Raw genomic sequence first — 16,223 nt, forward strand, 5'->3', positions numbered from 1 at the left:
ATCCGCGGCCCCGCACTCGCTGCCGCCCACCGCGCAACAGGCCGGTCCGCGGCGCCACTTGCCGGAGTTGACGCAGTGAGGACATTCCACTCGGGAGGACTTCGGAAAGTGAGCACCTCTTCCGCACTATTGCCCAGAACCCTTCACAGAGGGAGTGGAAGCAATGAGCGGCAGATTGGCCATATCAGAAGTCGCGCCGGTGGTCGGCGACGGTTCATATCCGGCGAAGGCAGTGGTCGGGGAACACGTCCCCATTCACGCAACGGTGTGGCGCGAGGGGCACGAGGCCGTCGCCGCCGCAGTCGTTCTGGCGCATTCGGACGGTACGACGCCCCCTGTCGTCGTACCGATGGTGCTGCGGGATCCGGGTCTTGACCGGTGGGAGGCCCTGGTCGTGCCGGATCGGGACGGCCTGTGGACGTACCGGATCGAGGCGTGGGGCGACCCGTGGGCGACGTGGCTGCACGCCGTCCGGGCCAAAGCGGGCGCCGGTCACTCCGGCGCGTCGCTGGCCGCTGACCTGGAGGCCGGGGCCCGGCTGCTGGAGCGGCTGGCTGCCGAGAGCGGCGAACCGCGGCTGCCCCTGCGGGCCGCGGCCCGGCTGCGCCGCCGTGACCTGCCGCTCGGCCAGCGCCTCGAACCGGCGCTCGGTGAGCCGGTCCAGGACCTGGTGTGCCGCTTTCCGCTGCGGGAACTGCTGACACCCGGCCCGGAGCACCGCATCTGGGTGGACCGGCGCCGGGCGCTGTACGGCGCCTGGTACGAGATGTTCCCCCGCTCCACCGGCGGGGCCGCCCCCGACGGGTCCGCGCTGCACGGCACGTTGGGATCCGCGGCCGCCGAGTTGCCGCGGGTCGCCGCGATGGGCTTCGACGTGGTGTACCTGCCGCCCGTCCACCCCATCGGGCGCACCCACCGCAAGGGGCCCAACAACGTACTGACGGCCGGTCCCCACGACGTCGGGTCGCCGTGGGCCGTGGGAGCGGAGGAGGGCGGGCACGACGCGGTGCACCCTCGGCTGGGCACGGTGGAGGACTTCGACGCGTTCGTCGCCGCGGCCCGGCGGCTGGACCTGGAAGTCGCCCTCGACCTGGCTTTCCAGTGCTCGCCGGACCACCCCTGGGTGCGCGAGCACCCGGAGTGGTTCACCACCCGGCCGGACGGCAGCATCGCGTACGCGGAGAATCCGCCCAAGGCATATCAGGACATCTATCCGCTGAACTTCGACAACGACCCCGAGGGCCTGTACGCGGAGTTGCTGCGCATCGTGCTGTTCTGGGCGGACCACGGCGTGCGGATCTTCCGGGTGGACAACCCGCACACCAAGCCCCTGGCGTTCTGGGACTTCCTGATCTGGCGGGTGAAGGAGAGCCACCCCGACGTCCTCTTCCTCGCCGAGGCCTTCACCCGGCCGGCGGTGCTGCAAGGGCTCGCCAAGGCGGGCTTCACGCAGTCCTACACCTACTTCACCTGGCGGACGTCCAAGGAGGACCTGACGGCGTACGCCACCGAGCTGGCCGACGGTGCGCATTTCCTGCGGCCCAACCTCTTCGTGAACACCCCCGACATCCTGCACGCCACCCTGCAGCACGGCGGACCGGCGATGTTCGCGCTGCGCGCCGCCCTGGCCGCGACCCTCTCCCCCACCTGGGGGATGTACTCGGGCTACGAGCTGTACGAGCACCGGCCGGTACGTCATGGCACCGAGGAGTACCTGGACTCGGAGAAGTACCAGCTGCGCCCGCGGGACTTCGCCGCCGCCGAGGCCCAGGGACGCAGTCTCGCGCCCTGGATCACCCGTCTGAACCGCATCAGGAGAGCCCACCCCGCCCTGCAGCAGCTGCGCCAGGTGCGCTTCCTGGAGGTCGACAACGATGCGCTGCTCGCCTACACGAAGACCGATCCGGCATCCGGCGAGACGGTGCTGTGCATCGTCAGCCTGAGCCCCCACGCCCTGGAGGAGGGAACCGTGCACGATGCCCCCGCGGCATTCGGCCTGGCCCCGGACACCCGGCTGATCCTGCGCGACGAGATCAGCGGAGACCTGGCCGAATGGAGTGATGCCAAGCACGTCACGATCGATCCGCGTGCCGCGGTCGCCCAGATCCTGTCCGTGGTGAGCCATGACTGAAGCACCCGGCCGTGACGGCATCCTGCTCCCGGACGCCGCCGACTTCGAGACGGCGCGGCCCCTTCCGGTGGAGGCGGACTGGTTCAAGCGCGCCGTCTTCTACGAAGTACTGGTGCGCTCGTTCTTCGACAGCAACGGCGACGGCACCGGCGATCTGCGCGGGCTGACCGCCAAGCTCGACTATCTGCAATGGCTGGGTGTCGACTGTCTGTGGCTTCCGCCGTTCTACGCCTCACCGCTGCGTGACGGCGGCTACGACATCAGCGACTACCGTTCCGTGCTGCCCGAGTTCGGCAGCATCGACGACTTCGTGGCTCTGCTGGATGCCGCACACGCCCGCGGCCTCCGCGTCATCATCGATCTGGTCATGAACCACACCTCCGACGCCCATCCGTGGTTCCAGGCCTCCCGCAGCGACCCCGACGGCCCCTACGGCGACTTCTACATGTGGGCCGACGACGACACGGGCTACCCCGACGCGCGGATCATCTTCGTGGACACCGAGACGTCCAACTGGACTTTCGACCCGGTGCGCGGGCAGTACTTCTGGCACCGCTTCTTCTCCCACCAGCCGGATCTCAACTACGACAATCCGCTGGTGCAGGACGCCATGCTCGACTCGCTGCGGTTCTGGCTGGACCTGGGCGTCGACGGGTTCCGGCTGGACGCCGTGCCCTACCTGTTCGCCCGCGAAGGCACCAACTGCGAGAACCTCCCGCAGACCCACGACTTCCTGCGGCTCGTCCGCAAGGTCGTCGACGACGAGTATCCCGGCCGGGTCCTGCTGGCCGAAGCCAATCAGCGCCCGGACGACGCCGTCGCCTACTTCGGCGACCCGGACCAGGGCGGCGACGAATGCCACATGGCGTTCCACTTCCCGCTGATGCCGCGGCTGTTCATGGCCGTGCGGTGCGGCAGCAGCCGCCCCATCTCCGAGGTCCTCGCCGCGACGCCGCCCATTCCCTCCTCCAGCCAGTGGGGCATCTTCCTGCGCAACCACGACGAGCTGACGCTTGAGATGGTCACCGAGGAGGAACGTGCCTGCATGTACGCGGAGTACGCCAAGGTCCCCCGGATGCGTGCGAACGTCGGCATCCGCCGCAGGCTCGCCCCGCTCCTCGACAACGACCGTGACCAGCTCGAACTGTTCAACTCGCTGCTGCTGTCGCTGCCCGGCTCGCCCGTCCTGTACTACGGGGACGAGATCGGCATGGGCGACAACATCTGGCTCGGCGACCGGGACGCGGTGCGCACTCCGATGCAGTGGACGCCGGACCGCAACGCCGGGTTCTCCGCCGCCGACCCCGGGCGGCTGCGCCTGCCGGTCAACATGGACGCGCTGTACGGCTACCAGGCGGTCAACATCGAGGCGCAGTCCAAGAGCCCCTCCTCGTTGCTGCACTGGACGCGGCGCATGCTGGAAGTGCGCCGCCGTCACCCGGCGTTCGGTCTGGGCACCTTCGAGGAGCTCACGACGTCCAACGAGCGGGTGTTCGCCTTCGTCCGCTCCTACGTCCGGCCGGACGGCGGTCTCGACCGGATCGTGTGCGTCAACAATCTCTCGCACTCCCCCCAGGCCGTCTCCTTCACCATGCCGGGACCGGTCGGCCGGCAGCCCGTCGAGCTCACCGGTCAGGTCGCCTTCCCCTCCGTTACCAAGCAGCCCTACGGTCTGACCCTGGCGGGCTACGGAACCTACTGGTTCTCCCTGGCAGATGAGGAGCCCGCACCGTGAGCGCCCGGATCGACTCACTGCGCGCGGCGGCGCTGGAGGGCGGCCTCGCCCGCTGGCTGCCCGCGCAGCGCTGGTTCGACGGAACAGGCCGTGCCCTGTCATCGGTGTCCGTGCTGCGCACCCATGTGTTCGCGGAGGCCGCCGGGCGGCTGGGTGCGCTGGCCGTGGTGCAGGCCCGCGATGTCCTCGGCGCCGACGCCGGCCGCTATGTGCTGGCGCTGGGGGTTCACGACCGCGACACGGGTCCGCCCGGGACGCCGATCGCTGCCGTGGACGATGCCGCAGTCCACGACGCGCTGGAGGACCCGGTCCTTGTCGATCTCCTCGTGCGGCAGATCGCCCGGCACCGGGCGGTGGACGGCGCGCACTTCGTGGCGGAGACCCCCGGACTGACCTTGCCCGCAAGGCCGTTGACGGTCCGGCCCCTTGGCGCTGAACAGAGCAACAGCTCCGTCGTCCTCGACGAGGAGTACATCCTGAAGGTGTTCCGCAGGCTCACGCCGGGTGCCAGTCCCGATCTGGTGCTGCACCGCCTGCTGCGCGATGCGGGGTCCTCGCACGTGCCCGAGCTGCTCGGCGCCATAGAGGAGGAGGAGACCGGGGCCACCCTGGCCACCCTGCAACGCTTCCTGCCTGCGGCCGAGGACGGCTGGGCCGCGGCGCTCCGCAGTGTGCGCACCGCCCTGGATGCCGGGGCTCGTGGGCCGGTGGCGGCCGGGGACTTCACTGCCTCGGCGCGCGCTCTGGGCCGCGCGCTGGCCGACATGCACACCACCCTGGCCACCGGCCACGAGCCGGCCCCCCTGCGGGGGCGGGACTGCCGGCGCCTGTCCGAGCTGTTCACCCGCCGTCTGGTCCAGGCGCTGGACGCGGCGCCGCAACTGGCCCCGTACGCGGGCCGGCTGCACTCCGCCTTCGCCGGTGTCACCTCCCTGGCCGGGGCGCAGCGCCCGGCCCAACTCACCCACGGAGACCTGCACTTGGGGCAGACGCTGCAGACCGCACAGGGGTGGCTGCTGCTCGACTTCGAAGGAGAGCCACTGGCCGGGCGGGAGGAACGGGCCCGCCTTCATTCACCCATGCGGGACGTGGCGGGCATGCTCCGTTCCTTCGACTACGCGGCCCATCACGAACTCACCGACCGGGCTGTGGCCCCTGCCGTACAGTCACGCGCCGAGCGATGGGTGCGGGAGGCTCAGGATGCCTTCCTGTCCGGCTATGCGACGTCGGCCGGGCCTTACACGGACGGGGAGTTGCGGTTGCTCCGGGCGTACGAGCTGGACAAGGCGGTCTACGAGGTGCTGTACGACACGCAGCACCGCCCGTCGTGGGCGTGGATCCCCCTGCAGGCGCTCGGGCGGGGGCTGCGGTCGGCCGCCGCGTGAGGCCGGCGGCCGCCGTACGTCCACCTGTGGTGTCGCGGACCGGGCGCCGCCACAGGCGGACGCGCGTGGTGATGGCGGCGAGGCCGACTGCGGGGACGAGGACACGTCACGAGCATGCGGCGGCTGCGGGCACCGGGGCGGGCTGCTGGTCGGCGATCAGTCCGTGGCGGCGGCCGTGTTCGTCGAGCAGCTCCCGCAGTCTGCGCCGGCCGCGGTGCAGCCGGGAGGTCACCGTCCCCTGCGGGATGCCGGTGGCGTCGGCGATCTCCTTGTAGGCCAGCCCCTCCACGTCAGCCAGGTAGACCACGGTGCGGAAGGCGTGCGGGATGGCACGGAAGGCCTGGGCGAGGGCCGGATCCGGGATGTGCCGCAGCGCCTGGGACTCGGCGGAGAGGAGGCCTTGGGAGGTGTGGGAGGCGACGCGGGCCAGCTGCCAGTCCTGGAGGTCGGCGGCCGCCTGCCGGACGGGTTCTCGACGGGTCTTGCGGTACTGGGTGAGATAGGTGTTGGTGAGAATGCGGTGGAGCCAGGCCCGCAGGTTGGTGTCGGGCTGGAACTGCGCGAAGGCGCGGAAGGCCTTGGCGAAGGTCTCCTGGACGAGGTCTTCGGCATCCGCGGGATTGCGGGTGAGCTTCCGGGCGGCGCGGTGCAGTTCCCCGCTGTAGGGCAGGACGTCGCGCTCGAAGCGGGCGCGGCGCTGGTTCCCGGACTCCGTGGGGCGGGCGGGATCTGGGCTTCCGGTGGTACGGGTCATGAGCCTGGGCATGCGAAAACCTCGGGAGGGTCGCCGAATCGGTACACGGGTAAGGGGGAAGGCGTCGGGCGCACACCGCTCAGCGGGTGGGCGGTGTCAGGACGACCTTTCCTCGGGCGTGACCGGCTTCGAGCAGCTTGTGTGCCAGAACGGCTTCTTCCAGGGGCAGTTCGCGGGTGATTTCGGCAGCGAGCGCCCCGCGCTCGACCAGTTCGGCGAGGCGGCCGAGGGCCGGACGGTCGGGATGCACCACGTGGCGCAGCACCCGGACGCCGCGCCGGGCCGCCGCTTCTTCGAGGGGACCGGCGCCGCGGGCGGCACCGGGCACGGGCGCGATCACTCCGCCGAACCGGACCGTCTCCAGCAAGGAGTCGACTCCGGCCAGGTCGACGACGACATCGACGTCACGGACCGCGTCGGCGACGCCGGTGACGGTGTAGTCGATGACCTCGTCGGCGCCCAGGCCGCGCACGAAGTCGTGGTTGACCTCCCGGGCGACGCCGATGACGTGGCAGCCGCGGGCCCTCGCCAGCTGAACCGCGAGGTGGCCGACGCCGCCGGACGCCCCGTTGACCAGAACGCGCTGCCCCGCGCTCGCCCCGGCCAGGTCCAGGACCTGCAGCGCGGTCAGGCCGCACAGCGGGAGCGCGGCGGCGGCCGTGTGGCTGACGTGGGCCGGCTTGGCGGCCAGGTCCTCGGCCGGGGCGGTGACGTACTCGGCGTAGCCGCGGGCCTGGACCGGGAAGCGCGGCATGCCGTACACGGCGTCGCCGGGGGCGAAGCCGGTGGCGCCGGGGCCGACGGCGACCACGATGCCGGATATGTCCCACCCCCAGATGTAGGGGCCTTCATCGAACCAGGGAGCGGCCTGCCCCTGGCGGCACTCCGCGTCGACGGGGTTGGTGCCACTGGCCCGCACCTGCACCAGCACCTCGCCCGCACCGGGCTCGGGCGTGGGTACCTCGGCCAGTTCCAGGACCTCGGGATCCCCGTAACGATGGGCTACGACAGCAAGCATGATTCCCCTAGGAGAAGGACTCGTAGTTCTCTACGAAACCGGCCGGATTGAAGTACTCGGTGAACGTCTTGATGCGGCCCTCGGTATCGAACTCGAACAGCCCGACGCTTTCATTGGTGTAGACGCCGCCCCCGACCATTTCGCAGCGCGGCCGCCAGCGGGCGAAGACCTTGTCCGGGTCGTCGAGCGGATGGAACTCGGTGAGGGTGAAGGCGAGTCGGGCAAAGCCGGAGGCAATGCTGGTGTAGAGGGTGTGGATGGCGTCCTTGCCGGTCAGCAACGAGGGCAGGTCGCCGGCTGCGTACGGAACGTACTGGGTGCAGTCTTTGGCCCACAGGCCGATCCAGGTGTCGATGTCGGACTTCTCCAGGAGGGAGAAGTAGCTGCGCAGAGCCTCGATGTTGCGGGCACGGCGCTGGTCGGCTGTCGCGGGGGGCATGGGGTCGCTCCTCGGGTCCGGGCCTGGCTCACGAGCCGTCGGCAGTGAAGAAGACCGGGTTGAAGTACTCGGTGAAGGTCTGGATGCGGCCCTCGGCGTCGAACGTGAACAGGCCGATGTTGTGATTGCTGTAGCGGCGGCCGTCGGCCAGCTCCGCCTGGGGATACCAGCGGGCCAGCACGCCCGACGGGTCGTGGAGCGGATGCAGTTCGGTGCCCGGGTAGTCCAGCCGCACATAGTTGGCCGCCTGCTCGGCGTAGAAGGAATGCAGCTCCGCGCGCCCGTTGAGAGTCGAGGGAAGCCCGCCGGTGGAGAACGGCATCGACACGGTGCAGTCGTCGGCCCACAGAGCGATCCAGGCGTCGATGTCACGCGCGGACAGCAGCTCGAAGTAGCTCCGCAGCGTCTCGGTATTGCGAGTCCGCTGCTGGTCGGCGGACAGGGGTGGGCTGGTAGTCATGTCGATCACCTCGGTCGTGGCGGGTGCGGAGGGCAGGGGTGGAACTCGGCCGAAGGCCGGGGCTACGGCATCGGCGTGGTCTCGCGAGCCGGGGCCGTGACGGGCCGGCCGTCCCGGTCCCGTGCTTCGTGGTGGTGCACAGCGTGGCGGGCCCGTCCGGACTTGCCCCACCGGTGCATCGCCGGCTCTTCCACCAGGCTGTACAGCGCCCAGGAGAGCAGCAGGGTGATGGCGGAGACGAGCGCGATGTAACCGAGCGCCCCGGGGGTGCCCCAGGCCGTCGCCGGGCCGCCGAACCAGCGCCGCACCTCGGTGAGCACCATCTTGTGCCACAGGTAGAAGGCGAAGGAGACGTTGCCCAGCCACACCATGGTCCTGCCACGCAGCGGTGACCAGCTTCCCGCCAGGTCGGCCTGGGCCGCGGCGGCGATCATCAGGCCGAGCGGCAGGGCGGTGACGGCGACCAGGCCGAACGTCCAGGAGACATGAGCGGAACAGACGTAGGCCGCAGCCACCAGGACCATGGAGAGCCCCAGATCGAGCCGGATCCACTTGCCGTGCCGGACGATCCGGGCCAGAAGAATGCCGAGAAGGAAGTCGAGTGTTCGCACGGGCGGCAGGACGTACACGAACCAGAACTCGGACTCGGACACCGGGGCGAAGGTCAGGCCGGGCTGCGCCGGCATGAGCCGGGCCAGCAGCGGCACCGCGAGAATCGCGGCGACGACGGCGCCGGTCCAGTACCACAGCCGGTTCGGGCGGATTCGGTCGACGACGCGGATCAGCAGCGGGAACGACAGATAGAAGAGCAACTCGCACGAGAGCGACCAGGACACCGAGTTGGCGGCGCTGGATATCTCGATCCGGGGGAACCAGGACTGCAGCAGAAACAGTGCGGGAAATACCTTCCAGCCCCCGACGGACTGGCCGGCGAGTACCAGAATGATCAGCGCTGCGGCGGAGGTGACGAGATGATTGGGGAACACCTTGGCGATGCGCCGACGCCAGAACCGGGGCGCGGTGTCACTCGGCCGGGACGACCAGGTCAGAACGAATCCGCTCAGAATGAAGAAGAATCCCACCCCCACCCAGCCGCCCTGTCCGAACACGCTGGAGTAGGTGTCCGCCGTGTCCGTCGAACGGAAGGGGGAGAGCTGTCCGATGTGAAAGAAGAACACCATGAGCGCGGCGATGACGCGCATACCCGTCAGAGACGGCAGCTTGCTCAATACTGAGCCCGTTCCGCTCTGCGGGAGGGTGGTGGAGGACATCGGACATCTCCTGTCGAATTCCGGGTTGCCGATGTTCAGTGAACCGGTCCCGCATTCCCGGTGACAATGCCCGTCCCGAACTGCGCCAGCATTGTGGGAAGTTCACGCAAAGGCGCGGGTGTCGGGCAACGTATTGGACAGCAGAACGCCCGGTGTGCCACGGCCTTGAGGCCGTGGCACACCGGGCGGGGGAAAGCGCGCCGGTCTGCCCGTACGGGGGTGGTCGGCTGGAGGCTCAGGCCGCGGGGGCGGGCTCCGGTGCCGGGGCCGGCCGGCGCAGGAGGGTGACCGCGACGAGCAGACCCGCGAGGCATACGAATCCGGCGGTGAGCATGGCTGCGTGCAGCCCGCCCAGGGTCGCCAGCTTCGCCGTGGTGGTGGAGGCCAGCGAGGCGGAGCGAGCGGTGACGATGGCGGCCAGGCCGGCCACCCCGATGGCGCCCACGAACTGCGGCATCTGCGACAGTGCCCCGGCGACTCCCTGCTCGTCGCTGCGCAGCCCGGAGGTCAGCGTGGTGATGAACGCGACGACGGCCAGTACGTGCCCGAAGCCCATGGCGCCCGAAGTCACCAGCAGCATCGGGATGTTCCCGTCGGCGGGAAGGAACACCATGGCCGCGGTGCCGACGGCCTGCACGAGCAGACCGAGGACCATGGTCTGGCGGGTGCCCCAGGAACCGATCACCTTCGACGCGATGGTGCCGGCCACGAGGGCGGCGACGCCCTCGGCGAGGAAGCCGACCCCGGTCGAGAGCGCCGAGTAGCCGAGCACGTCCTGCATGTACAGGCTGAGCAGGACGGTGGTGCCGCCGCACATTCCGAAGGTGAAGAAGCCGACCACGAAACTCCACTTCACGGTGGGCCGGTTGAGGAGCTCCAGTGAGAGCAGCGGTGCCGGGTGTCGGGCCTCCACGAGCAGGAAGGCACCGATGAGGACCACGGCGGCGGCGAGGGAGCCGAGGGTGGACGTGCTGGTCCAGCCGGCATCCGCACCTGTCGAGATGCCGTAGACCAGGGCGAACAGGCCCGCGCTTGCCAGAACCGCCCCAGGTACGTCGAGGCGGGCGGCCATGCGGGCGCCGTCCTTGGGGAGCAGCGACACCGCGCCGAACAGCACGACGGCGCCGAGGAACACCATGATGAGCATGGTCCAGCGCCAGCTGAGTCCGCTGGTGATCAGGCCGCCGCCGATGGTGCCGATGACGAAGCCGAGGGAGAGCAGGGCGCCGTTGACGGCGAGGGCCTTGGTGCGCTGGGGGCCCTCGCGGAAGGAGGCGGTCATCAGGGCGATGGCGGTCGGGCCGACCATCGCGGCGGCGATGCCCTGGCCGGCACGGGCTGCGATGAGGACGCCGGGGTTGGGAGACAGGCCGGCCACCAGCGACAGGCCGGTGAACAAGACGATGCCGAGGATGAACAGGCGGCGCCGACCGACGATGTCGGAGACCCGTCCGAAGAGCAGGAGCAGGCTCGCCGTGGGCAACAGGCAGGCGGTGGCCACCCACTGCAGATCGCCGGTGGTGGCGAAGTTCAGGTCGCGCCCGATCTCCGGCAGCGCCACCGTGACGATCGAGAAGTCCAGGGCGATCAGGAAGGTTGCTCCGCACAACGTGATCAGGGTGAGCCAGCCCCGCACGCCGAGTTTCTCCGGCGATCCGGTGTCGAGATGGGGGGTGTCAGTTACCACCATGGTGGATGCCTCTCACAAGCGAACAGTGGGTGAGTGAGATCAAGCCTGTGGTCCGCGGGGCGCGCTACCCAGCCCTCTGCCGTGGATAGGCCCGCCATGTCTACCCCTGGCAGGTGCAGGATCCATGCCGTGCGTCGGACCATCGATCCTCAGTGAACGTCCCAGGAGGTTCCCGCAACAACGCCAGGTGGCAAAGGCGGGCGCACAATGAGGAGTTGCCTTAGTAGACGCGCGGATTTGACGCGGCTCGCCCCACCGTTCCGCTCGGTGCGCGGCGGATTCGGCGTAGCGGCGGCGGTCGGCGACGGAGGCCCCGCCGGGCTGTCGGCCTGGGGCTCATGTCCCGCGGCAGCGGCGGGAAGCGCGCAGCCGTCGGTCCGGCAGCGACGGGGGTGACACTGCCGGACCGCGACGCGGTCCGTGCACGAGGTGCTACGGACGTTCGGGGGCAGCCGGTTACTCGGCTGTGATGGGCAGCGGTGCCGCTGCCGGGGCCGGTGCACAGACCTCGGCCAGCAACCGCAGTGCGGCGTCCGAGGGAGAGCCGGGTTCGGCGTTGAACACCGCGACGCGCTGTCCCTCGTCATGCGGCAGTTCGAGCAGCTCATTGGTCAACGTCAGCGTTCCTACCAGGGGATGGCGGAATTGCCGGGTGAACTGCGCGCACGGCCGAACGGCGTGTGCCGCCCACATCGAAGCGAAGTCGGGGCTGTGCAGGGTGAGTTCTCCGATGAGCTCGGCGAACCGCGGGTCGTCGGGGTAGCGGGCGGCCGTGAGGCGCAGGTCCGCCACGGTGTCGCGGGCCTTCTCGCGCCAGTCCGCGTAGAGCTCGCGGGTGTGCGGGTCCAGGAAGGTCAGGCGCGCCACGTTGGGTCGGCGCTGGTCGGCGCTCTGGACGGGGGCGTCGTAATCCATGTGCGCGGCGAGCAGCGCGTGGGCCATGCGGTTCCAGCAGAGCACGTCGCCGGTGCGCCCCAGGACCAGGGCAGGCGCGTCTCCGAGGGATTCGACCATCAGTTGGACGCCGCGGCGGACCTGTTCGGGCCGCGGACGGCGACGTGTGCGCGGTTTGTTGCGCGCCAGGCTGTGCAGGTGGGTCCGCTCGGCGTCGTTGAGCTGCAGCACTCGTGCGATGGCGTCGAGTACGGCATCGGAGGCGTTGGGGCTCTGCCCTTGTTCCAGGCGCGTGTAGTAGCCGACGCTGACTCCGGCGAGCTGCGCGAGTTCCTCACGACGCAGCCCCGGCACGCGGCGGCGGCCGCCGTAGTCGACCAGGCCCACGTCCTCGGGACGGAGCCGGGCCCTGCGCGAGCGGAGGAAGGTGCCGAGTTCGGATCGCTGGTCCATGCTGTCCTGTCGCTGGTCCATGCTCTTCAGCATGCCAATGGCTGGGCCCTGGTGCCTGTCCCTGTCAGGTGCAGGCACGAGATGGGGGGGCGGGCTGGTGCGGGCGCCCGACCCCGGCCATGACCCACCGGACACCCCCTAGCCGCGTTCCGCGGCGAAGCCGCTGAGGACCAGTTGCCAGATCTCCGCGAGTTGTTGTGCGGCGCCGGCCTGAGCCGCGTCGGGAGTCGCTCTGGCATGGCGGATGTGCGACTCGGCCCCGACGACCAGGTGGGTGGCCAGCACGGCCACGGCCTCGGGGTCGGTGCCGGGGCGGAGTTCGTCGTGGCTCGTTTTGTCCAGCAGGCGTCGCAGGGCCCCCGCCCACAGGGATGTCCAGGTGGGTGCGGTGTGGGGGCGTTCCTGGGACAGCCGGGCGGTGGCGCGGACAGCGGCGTCCTTGCTCAGGAGGTCTGTGATGGCGATGGTCAGGTCGATCGCCGCGCGCAGGGGCTGGGACGGTTCGGATTCGATCCGGTCGACCATGGACTGCGTGGCGGACCGGCCCCGGTCCTGGACGGCTTCGACGAGCGCGTCCTTGGTGGGGAAGTGGTAGGTCAGGGCGCCCATGGAGATGTCCGCCCTCCGGCAGATCCGGGTGATCGAAGCGCCGTCGTAGCCGTTCTCGTCCAGTTCTTCTGCGGCCGCGCGCATCAGAGCGTTCCGTGTCCGCACGGCTCGTTCCTGTTTCAGCATGGCGGGTCTCCGACTCTTGCTCTCAGCCGGCCTTCGGCTGCCGGAGCGGGTGCGGGTTGGTCTGCCGCGGACGGAGGACGTTCGCGTGGTGACGGAGCGCCGGGCGGGGCCGGGTGGGCCGGGCGAGGTGGTGGGGAGCTGTGCACGGCCGCCGTCCGAGCGGCTGGGGGCGGTTGCGAGGGCGCGAGAGGGACCGCTGTCCGTGACTGGAGGGTGCTGCTGACTCGTCTGCCATAAAGCCGGGTTCATACCAATCGTCGCGTGAAGCACGAGCGGTCCGCGCAGATGCCGGGAGGCGGTCGGCGCGGTGGACCATGGCCGGGTGCCATGTGACGGCCCGTGGCACAGCGGTCCTGCGTGCGTGTGCTGCGCCGGTCTCCGCCGGGGGCCGGGCGCGGCTGGTCTGCTGTCCACCTTCTGGCAGGCGGCCCCGCGGATGCAACACCACCTGCCGGAATGACCGAAGACCGGCTCCGACTTGGCCAAGTCGCGCGCGGATGACGCCCGTTCCTCCTCCAGATAAAAAAATAAATGGTTATTCTTTCTTCTCGGGATCCGCTGCCCGTCATCGCCTGGGAAGGACCGCAACATGGTTGTGCACTTCGCATCCCGTACTCCGGCTCCCGAGGAGACGCCTGTCGGGGTGTTCGCCGAGACGCTCTTCGGCCACCTTCCGCGCGCCGATCAGCGCCGGTGGGCCCACGCCTACTTGGAAGGACTGCTCACCACACCGGGAAAGAAGTCGGTACGACGGCTGGCCGCGGCCATCTCCGGGTCCGCCACCGCCGGCCAGTCCCTGCAGCAGTTCATCAACACCAGCCCCTGGGACTGGGATCCGGCTCGGCGCGAGCTGACCTTCTGGGCGGAGCGGCACGGTCCCGCACTGGCCTGGTCGCTGGGGCAGGCCGTGCTGCCCAAGCGGGGCGAGCGGTCCGTCGGCGTGCACCGCTGCTTCGTGTCGGCCTCCGGCCGGATGCTCAACTGCCAGCTGGGTCTTGGCTTGTTCCTTTCCACGGGTACCGCGGATGTTCCGGTGGACTGGCAGTTGCTGCTGCCCGAACGCTGGGCGGAGGACCAGCAGCTGCGCCGGCGCGCGCGGATTCCGGACTCCGAGCGGCACCGCCCGCTGTGGGATCACGCGCTCGCCCTGGTGGACACGCTGGCGGAGCGCACGTCGCACGCGCCGGCACCGGTGGTGGCCGACATGAGTGACTACCTCGACGCGGGCTTCCTGGTCCGCGGGCTGAGCCGACGCGGCCTGGACTTCGTCATCGCGGTGCCCGGCCAGTTACGGGTCCTCCCGGGGCCGACTCCCGCCGAAGGCCTCCGCCCGGCCAAAGCCGCAGCCGTGGCCGACAGCGCCGAGCGGGTGCTGCGTTCGGGCAGCACCCGCCATCCGCACACCGCCATCGTCAGCGCACCGGACGGCCGGCAGCGGCACGTCCGGATCGTGTCCTGCCTGGTCCGCCTCCCCGGGACCCGCAGGGAGGCGATTTCCCCGGAGCCCGTCTACCGGCTGTTCGCAGAGTGGTTCCCGGCCCAGCAGCGACCCGGCCGGGTGTGGATCACCAACCTGGTTCACTGGCGGATCGACGAACTGCGGTCGCTGGCGGCTCTGCGGGCCGGTACGGCAGCGGCGGTGACGTCCCTGGCGGAGGATTTCGGCCTGCGCGACTTCGAGGGGCGCTCGTTCCCCGGCTGGCACCACCACATGACACTGGTCTCCGCCGCGTACGCCTTCGAGCACCTCGCCCAGGACACCGCTGCCGCACAACGAGTGGCGCCGCAGTTGGTCTGATCCCGCCGACTCCCATGCCGGGGTACGGCTTTGCCATCCGACGCGGCGCTGCTCGTAGCTTCTGACGTGGCGGACGCTGCGGCGGGCCCTGGACGGGAAGTGGCCGGAGTCGCGGAAATCAGCGCGGCCCAGCCCCAAAGGCCGCCGTTGTGGTGGAGGACGGTGCATCTCGGCCGGCAGCGGGGACGGCAGAAGCTTGCCGCCCAGCAGCGCGGAGAAGAACGTGTGGAGATCCTCGGTGGAGGCCAACCCCCATCGCGGCCATGGGCTGACCGGTACCGATCCAAGTCCCCACCATGGAGCAGGCGTTGGCCGCGGTCCGTGCGGACCAGTACGCCGAGATCGCCACCGAGTCCCCCGCGCTCCACACGCCCTCGGCCCGGTCGTCGATACGTTGACCGTCCCGGTGCGGTATGTGGCCGCTTGGGTGCCGGCCTCGGCGACAAGGGGGGTGAGCGGGAACAGGGTGCGCGCTACCCTCGCCCCTGTGATCGTCCGCAAGCCGTACCTCGAAGTGAGCGCGAAGGTCGCCGGCGGCCACCGCTCGATCCTGCGCAAGGACTTCCGTGCCGTCGCCGACGCGGTTCGCGAGACCGCAACTGCCCACGATCTGGAGGTGGGTTGAGCCGATGGCAGCCGGGCTCACGATCGGTCAGGCGGCGGCGTTCGTCGGCGTCACGATCAAGACCGTGCGGCACTATCACCGGCTCGGCCTGGTCGCCGAGCCGGCACGCGACGGTTCCGGCTACCGGCGTTACGGGTCGGCCGACCTGCTCCGGCTGGTCCAGGTCCGGACCCTGGCCGGGGCCGGCGTGCCGCTAGCCGAGATCGGTGAGCTGCTCGACGCCGGTCCCGAGCGGTTCGCCGCCGCCCTGGACGACGTCCACCGCCGGCTCACCGAACAGGTCGAGGACCTGATCGCGCGACGCGACACCCTGCACCGGCTCGCCCACGGCGACCGGGCCCTGCTGCCCGACCGGGCCTGCGCGGTCCTGGACCGACTCGCCGACCTCGCCTTCAGCCCCGACTACGTCGCCACTCAACGAGAGGCCCTGGTACTGGCCCGAGCCCTGGTCCCGGACGTCTTCGACACCTTCCTGACCAGGCTTGAACACGGACTTGACGACCCCGAATTCGTCGAGCTGACCAAGCGCGGCCTGGATGCGACGTCCTGGGATCCCGACGACCCGCGGATCGGAGAACTGGCGTCCGTGCTGGCCGACAAACTCCTGGCCAACCGCACGCTGCTGACCATGCCGACCGGACCTCGGAACCAGCCCGACGCCTCCGCCCGGTACGCACTGGTCAACCACCACCGCGAAGACCAGGAGCCGTCCATCGCCCGGTTGAACACCCTGGTCGAGGCAAACCTGCGCGCAGCCGGCATCGACATCCCGCATCAGTGACCATCACCCAGCAGACCCGATGCTCCGGCGGGACGCCGCCCCAGCCCGCCACGT

The 16,223-nt window shown here is 70.2% G+C and carries 14 protein-coding genes; 6 read left to right on the forward strand and 8 right to left on the reverse strand.

Translation table 11 applies throughout. The annotated features are described in order from the left end of the window. Nucleotides 1-163 precede the first annotated feature (163 nt). From ACIQ8J_RS24150 to ACIQ8J_RS24160, 3 genes are read left to right on the forward strand one after another with little or no spacing between them, the layout of a single operon-like run. Nucleotides 164-2,131 carry an alpha-1,4-glucan--maltose-1-phosphate maltosyltransferase gene (locus tag ACIQ8J_RS24150; RefSeq protein WP_403274360.1) on the forward strand — a complete coding sequence of 656 codons (1,968 nt, stop codon included), beginning with the start codon at nucleotides 164-166 and terminating at the stop codon, nucleotides 2,129-2,131. Next, on the forward strand, nucleotides 2,124-3,866 hold the full coding sequence (treS, locus tag ACIQ8J_RS24155; RefSeq protein WP_403274359.1) for a maltose alpha-D-glucosyltransferase: 1,743 nt from the start codon (nucleotides 2,124-2,126) through the stop codon (nucleotides 3,864-3,866). Before ACIQ8J_RS24150 ends, treS begins: the two co-directional genes overlap by 8 nt. Then, complete coding sequence (locus tag ACIQ8J_RS24160) at nucleotides 3,863-5,251, forward strand: aminoglycoside phosphotransferase (protein WP_403274358.1); 1,389 nt, start codon at nucleotides 3,863-3,865, stop codon at nucleotides 5,249-5,251. Before treS ends, ACIQ8J_RS24160 begins: the two co-directional genes overlap by 4 nt. A 106-nt stretch (nucleotides 5,252-5,357) precedes the next feature. Here ACIQ8J_RS24160 and ACIQ8J_RS24165 read toward each other — a convergent pair whose 3' ends face one another. The 8 genes from ACIQ8J_RS24165 to ACIQ8J_RS24200 form a co-directional block, all read right to left on the reverse strand. Continuing rightward, complete coding sequence (locus tag ACIQ8J_RS24165; protein ID WP_403274357.1) at nucleotides 5,358-6,005, reverse strand: sigma-70 family RNA polymerase sigma factor; 648 nt, start codon at nucleotides 6,003-6,005, stop codon at nucleotides 5,358-5,360. Nucleotides 6,006-6,084: 79 nt separating this feature from the next. Next, nucleotides 6,085-7,023: an NADP-dependent oxidoreductase gene (locus ACIQ8J_RS24170; protein WP_403274356.1), complete on the reverse strand. Its 939-nt coding sequence runs from the start codon at nucleotides 7,021-7,023 to the stop codon at nucleotides 6,085-6,087. 7 nt (nucleotides 7,024-7,030) lie between these two features. Beyond that, the gene (locus tag ACIQ8J_RS24175; protein ID WP_403274355.1) at nucleotides 7,031-7,462 is read right to left on the reverse strand and encodes a nuclear transport factor 2 family protein; all 432 of its coding nucleotides are present in this window, start codon (nucleotides 7,460-7,462) and stop codon (nucleotides 7,031-7,033) included. Nucleotides 7,463-7,490: 28 nt separating this feature from the next. After that, nucleotides 7,491-7,922, reverse strand: a complete 432-nt coding sequence (locus ACIQ8J_RS24180) for a nuclear transport factor 2 family protein (protein ID WP_403274353.1) — start codon at nucleotides 7,920-7,922, stop codon at nucleotides 7,491-7,493. 62 nt (nucleotides 7,923-7,984) lie between these two features. Next, nucleotides 7,985-9,193 (reverse strand): acyltransferase family protein, encoded by a 1,209-nt coding sequence (locus tag ACIQ8J_RS24185; protein WP_403274352.1) that lies wholly within the window; start codon nucleotides 9,191-9,193, stop codon nucleotides 7,985-7,987. Between the two features lie 235 nt (nucleotides 9,194-9,428). Further along, entirely contained in the window at nucleotides 9,429-10,883 is a 1,455-nt protein-coding gene (locus ACIQ8J_RS24190) for an MFS transporter (protein ID WP_403274351.1), read from the reverse strand. Between the two features lie 456 nt (nucleotides 10,884-11,339). Further along, nucleotides 11,340-12,230: a helix-turn-helix transcriptional regulator gene (locus tag ACIQ8J_RS24195; protein WP_403274401.1), complete on the reverse strand. Its 891-nt coding sequence runs from the start codon at nucleotides 12,228-12,230 to the stop codon at nucleotides 11,340-11,342. Between the two features lie 138 nt (nucleotides 12,231-12,368). Further along, the gene (locus tag ACIQ8J_RS24200) at nucleotides 12,369-12,923 is read right to left on the reverse strand and encodes a TetR family transcriptional regulator (RefSeq protein ID WP_403274349.1); all 555 of its coding nucleotides are present in this window, start codon (nucleotides 12,921-12,923) and stop codon (nucleotides 12,369-12,371) included. Nucleotides 12,924-13,554: 631 nt separating this feature from the next. On the opposite strand from ACIQ8J_RS24200, the gene ACIQ8J_RS24205 reads away from it, so the two are divergent. The 3 genes from ACIQ8J_RS24205 (at nucleotide 13,555) to ACIQ8J_RS24215 (ending at nucleotide 16,169) form a co-directional block, all read left to right on the forward strand. Beyond that, complete coding sequence (locus ACIQ8J_RS24205) at nucleotides 13,555-14,763, forward strand: IS701 family transposase (protein ID WP_403274348.1); 1,209 nt, start codon at nucleotides 13,555-13,557, stop codon at nucleotides 14,761-14,763. Nucleotides 14,764-15,250: 487 nt separating this feature from the next. Further along, nucleotides 15,251-15,388, forward strand: coding sequence for a hypothetical protein (locus ACIQ8J_RS24210; RefSeq protein ID WP_403274347.1), 138 nt, complete (start codon nucleotides 15,251-15,253; stop codon nucleotides 15,386-15,388). Nucleotides 15,389-15,392: 4 nt separating this feature from the next. Then, a complete protein-coding gene (locus ACIQ8J_RS24215; protein ID WP_403274346.1) occupies nucleotides 15,393-16,169 on the forward strand; it encodes a MerR family transcriptional regulator in 777 nt (258 codons plus the stop codon). Nucleotides 16,170-16,223 lie beyond the last annotated feature (54 nt).

Source organism: Streptomyces sp. NPDC094147 (genome assembly GCF_044764265.1).
Classification (GTDB): domain Bacteria; phylum Actinomycetota; class Actinomycetes; order Streptomycetales; family Streptomycetaceae; genus Streptomyces.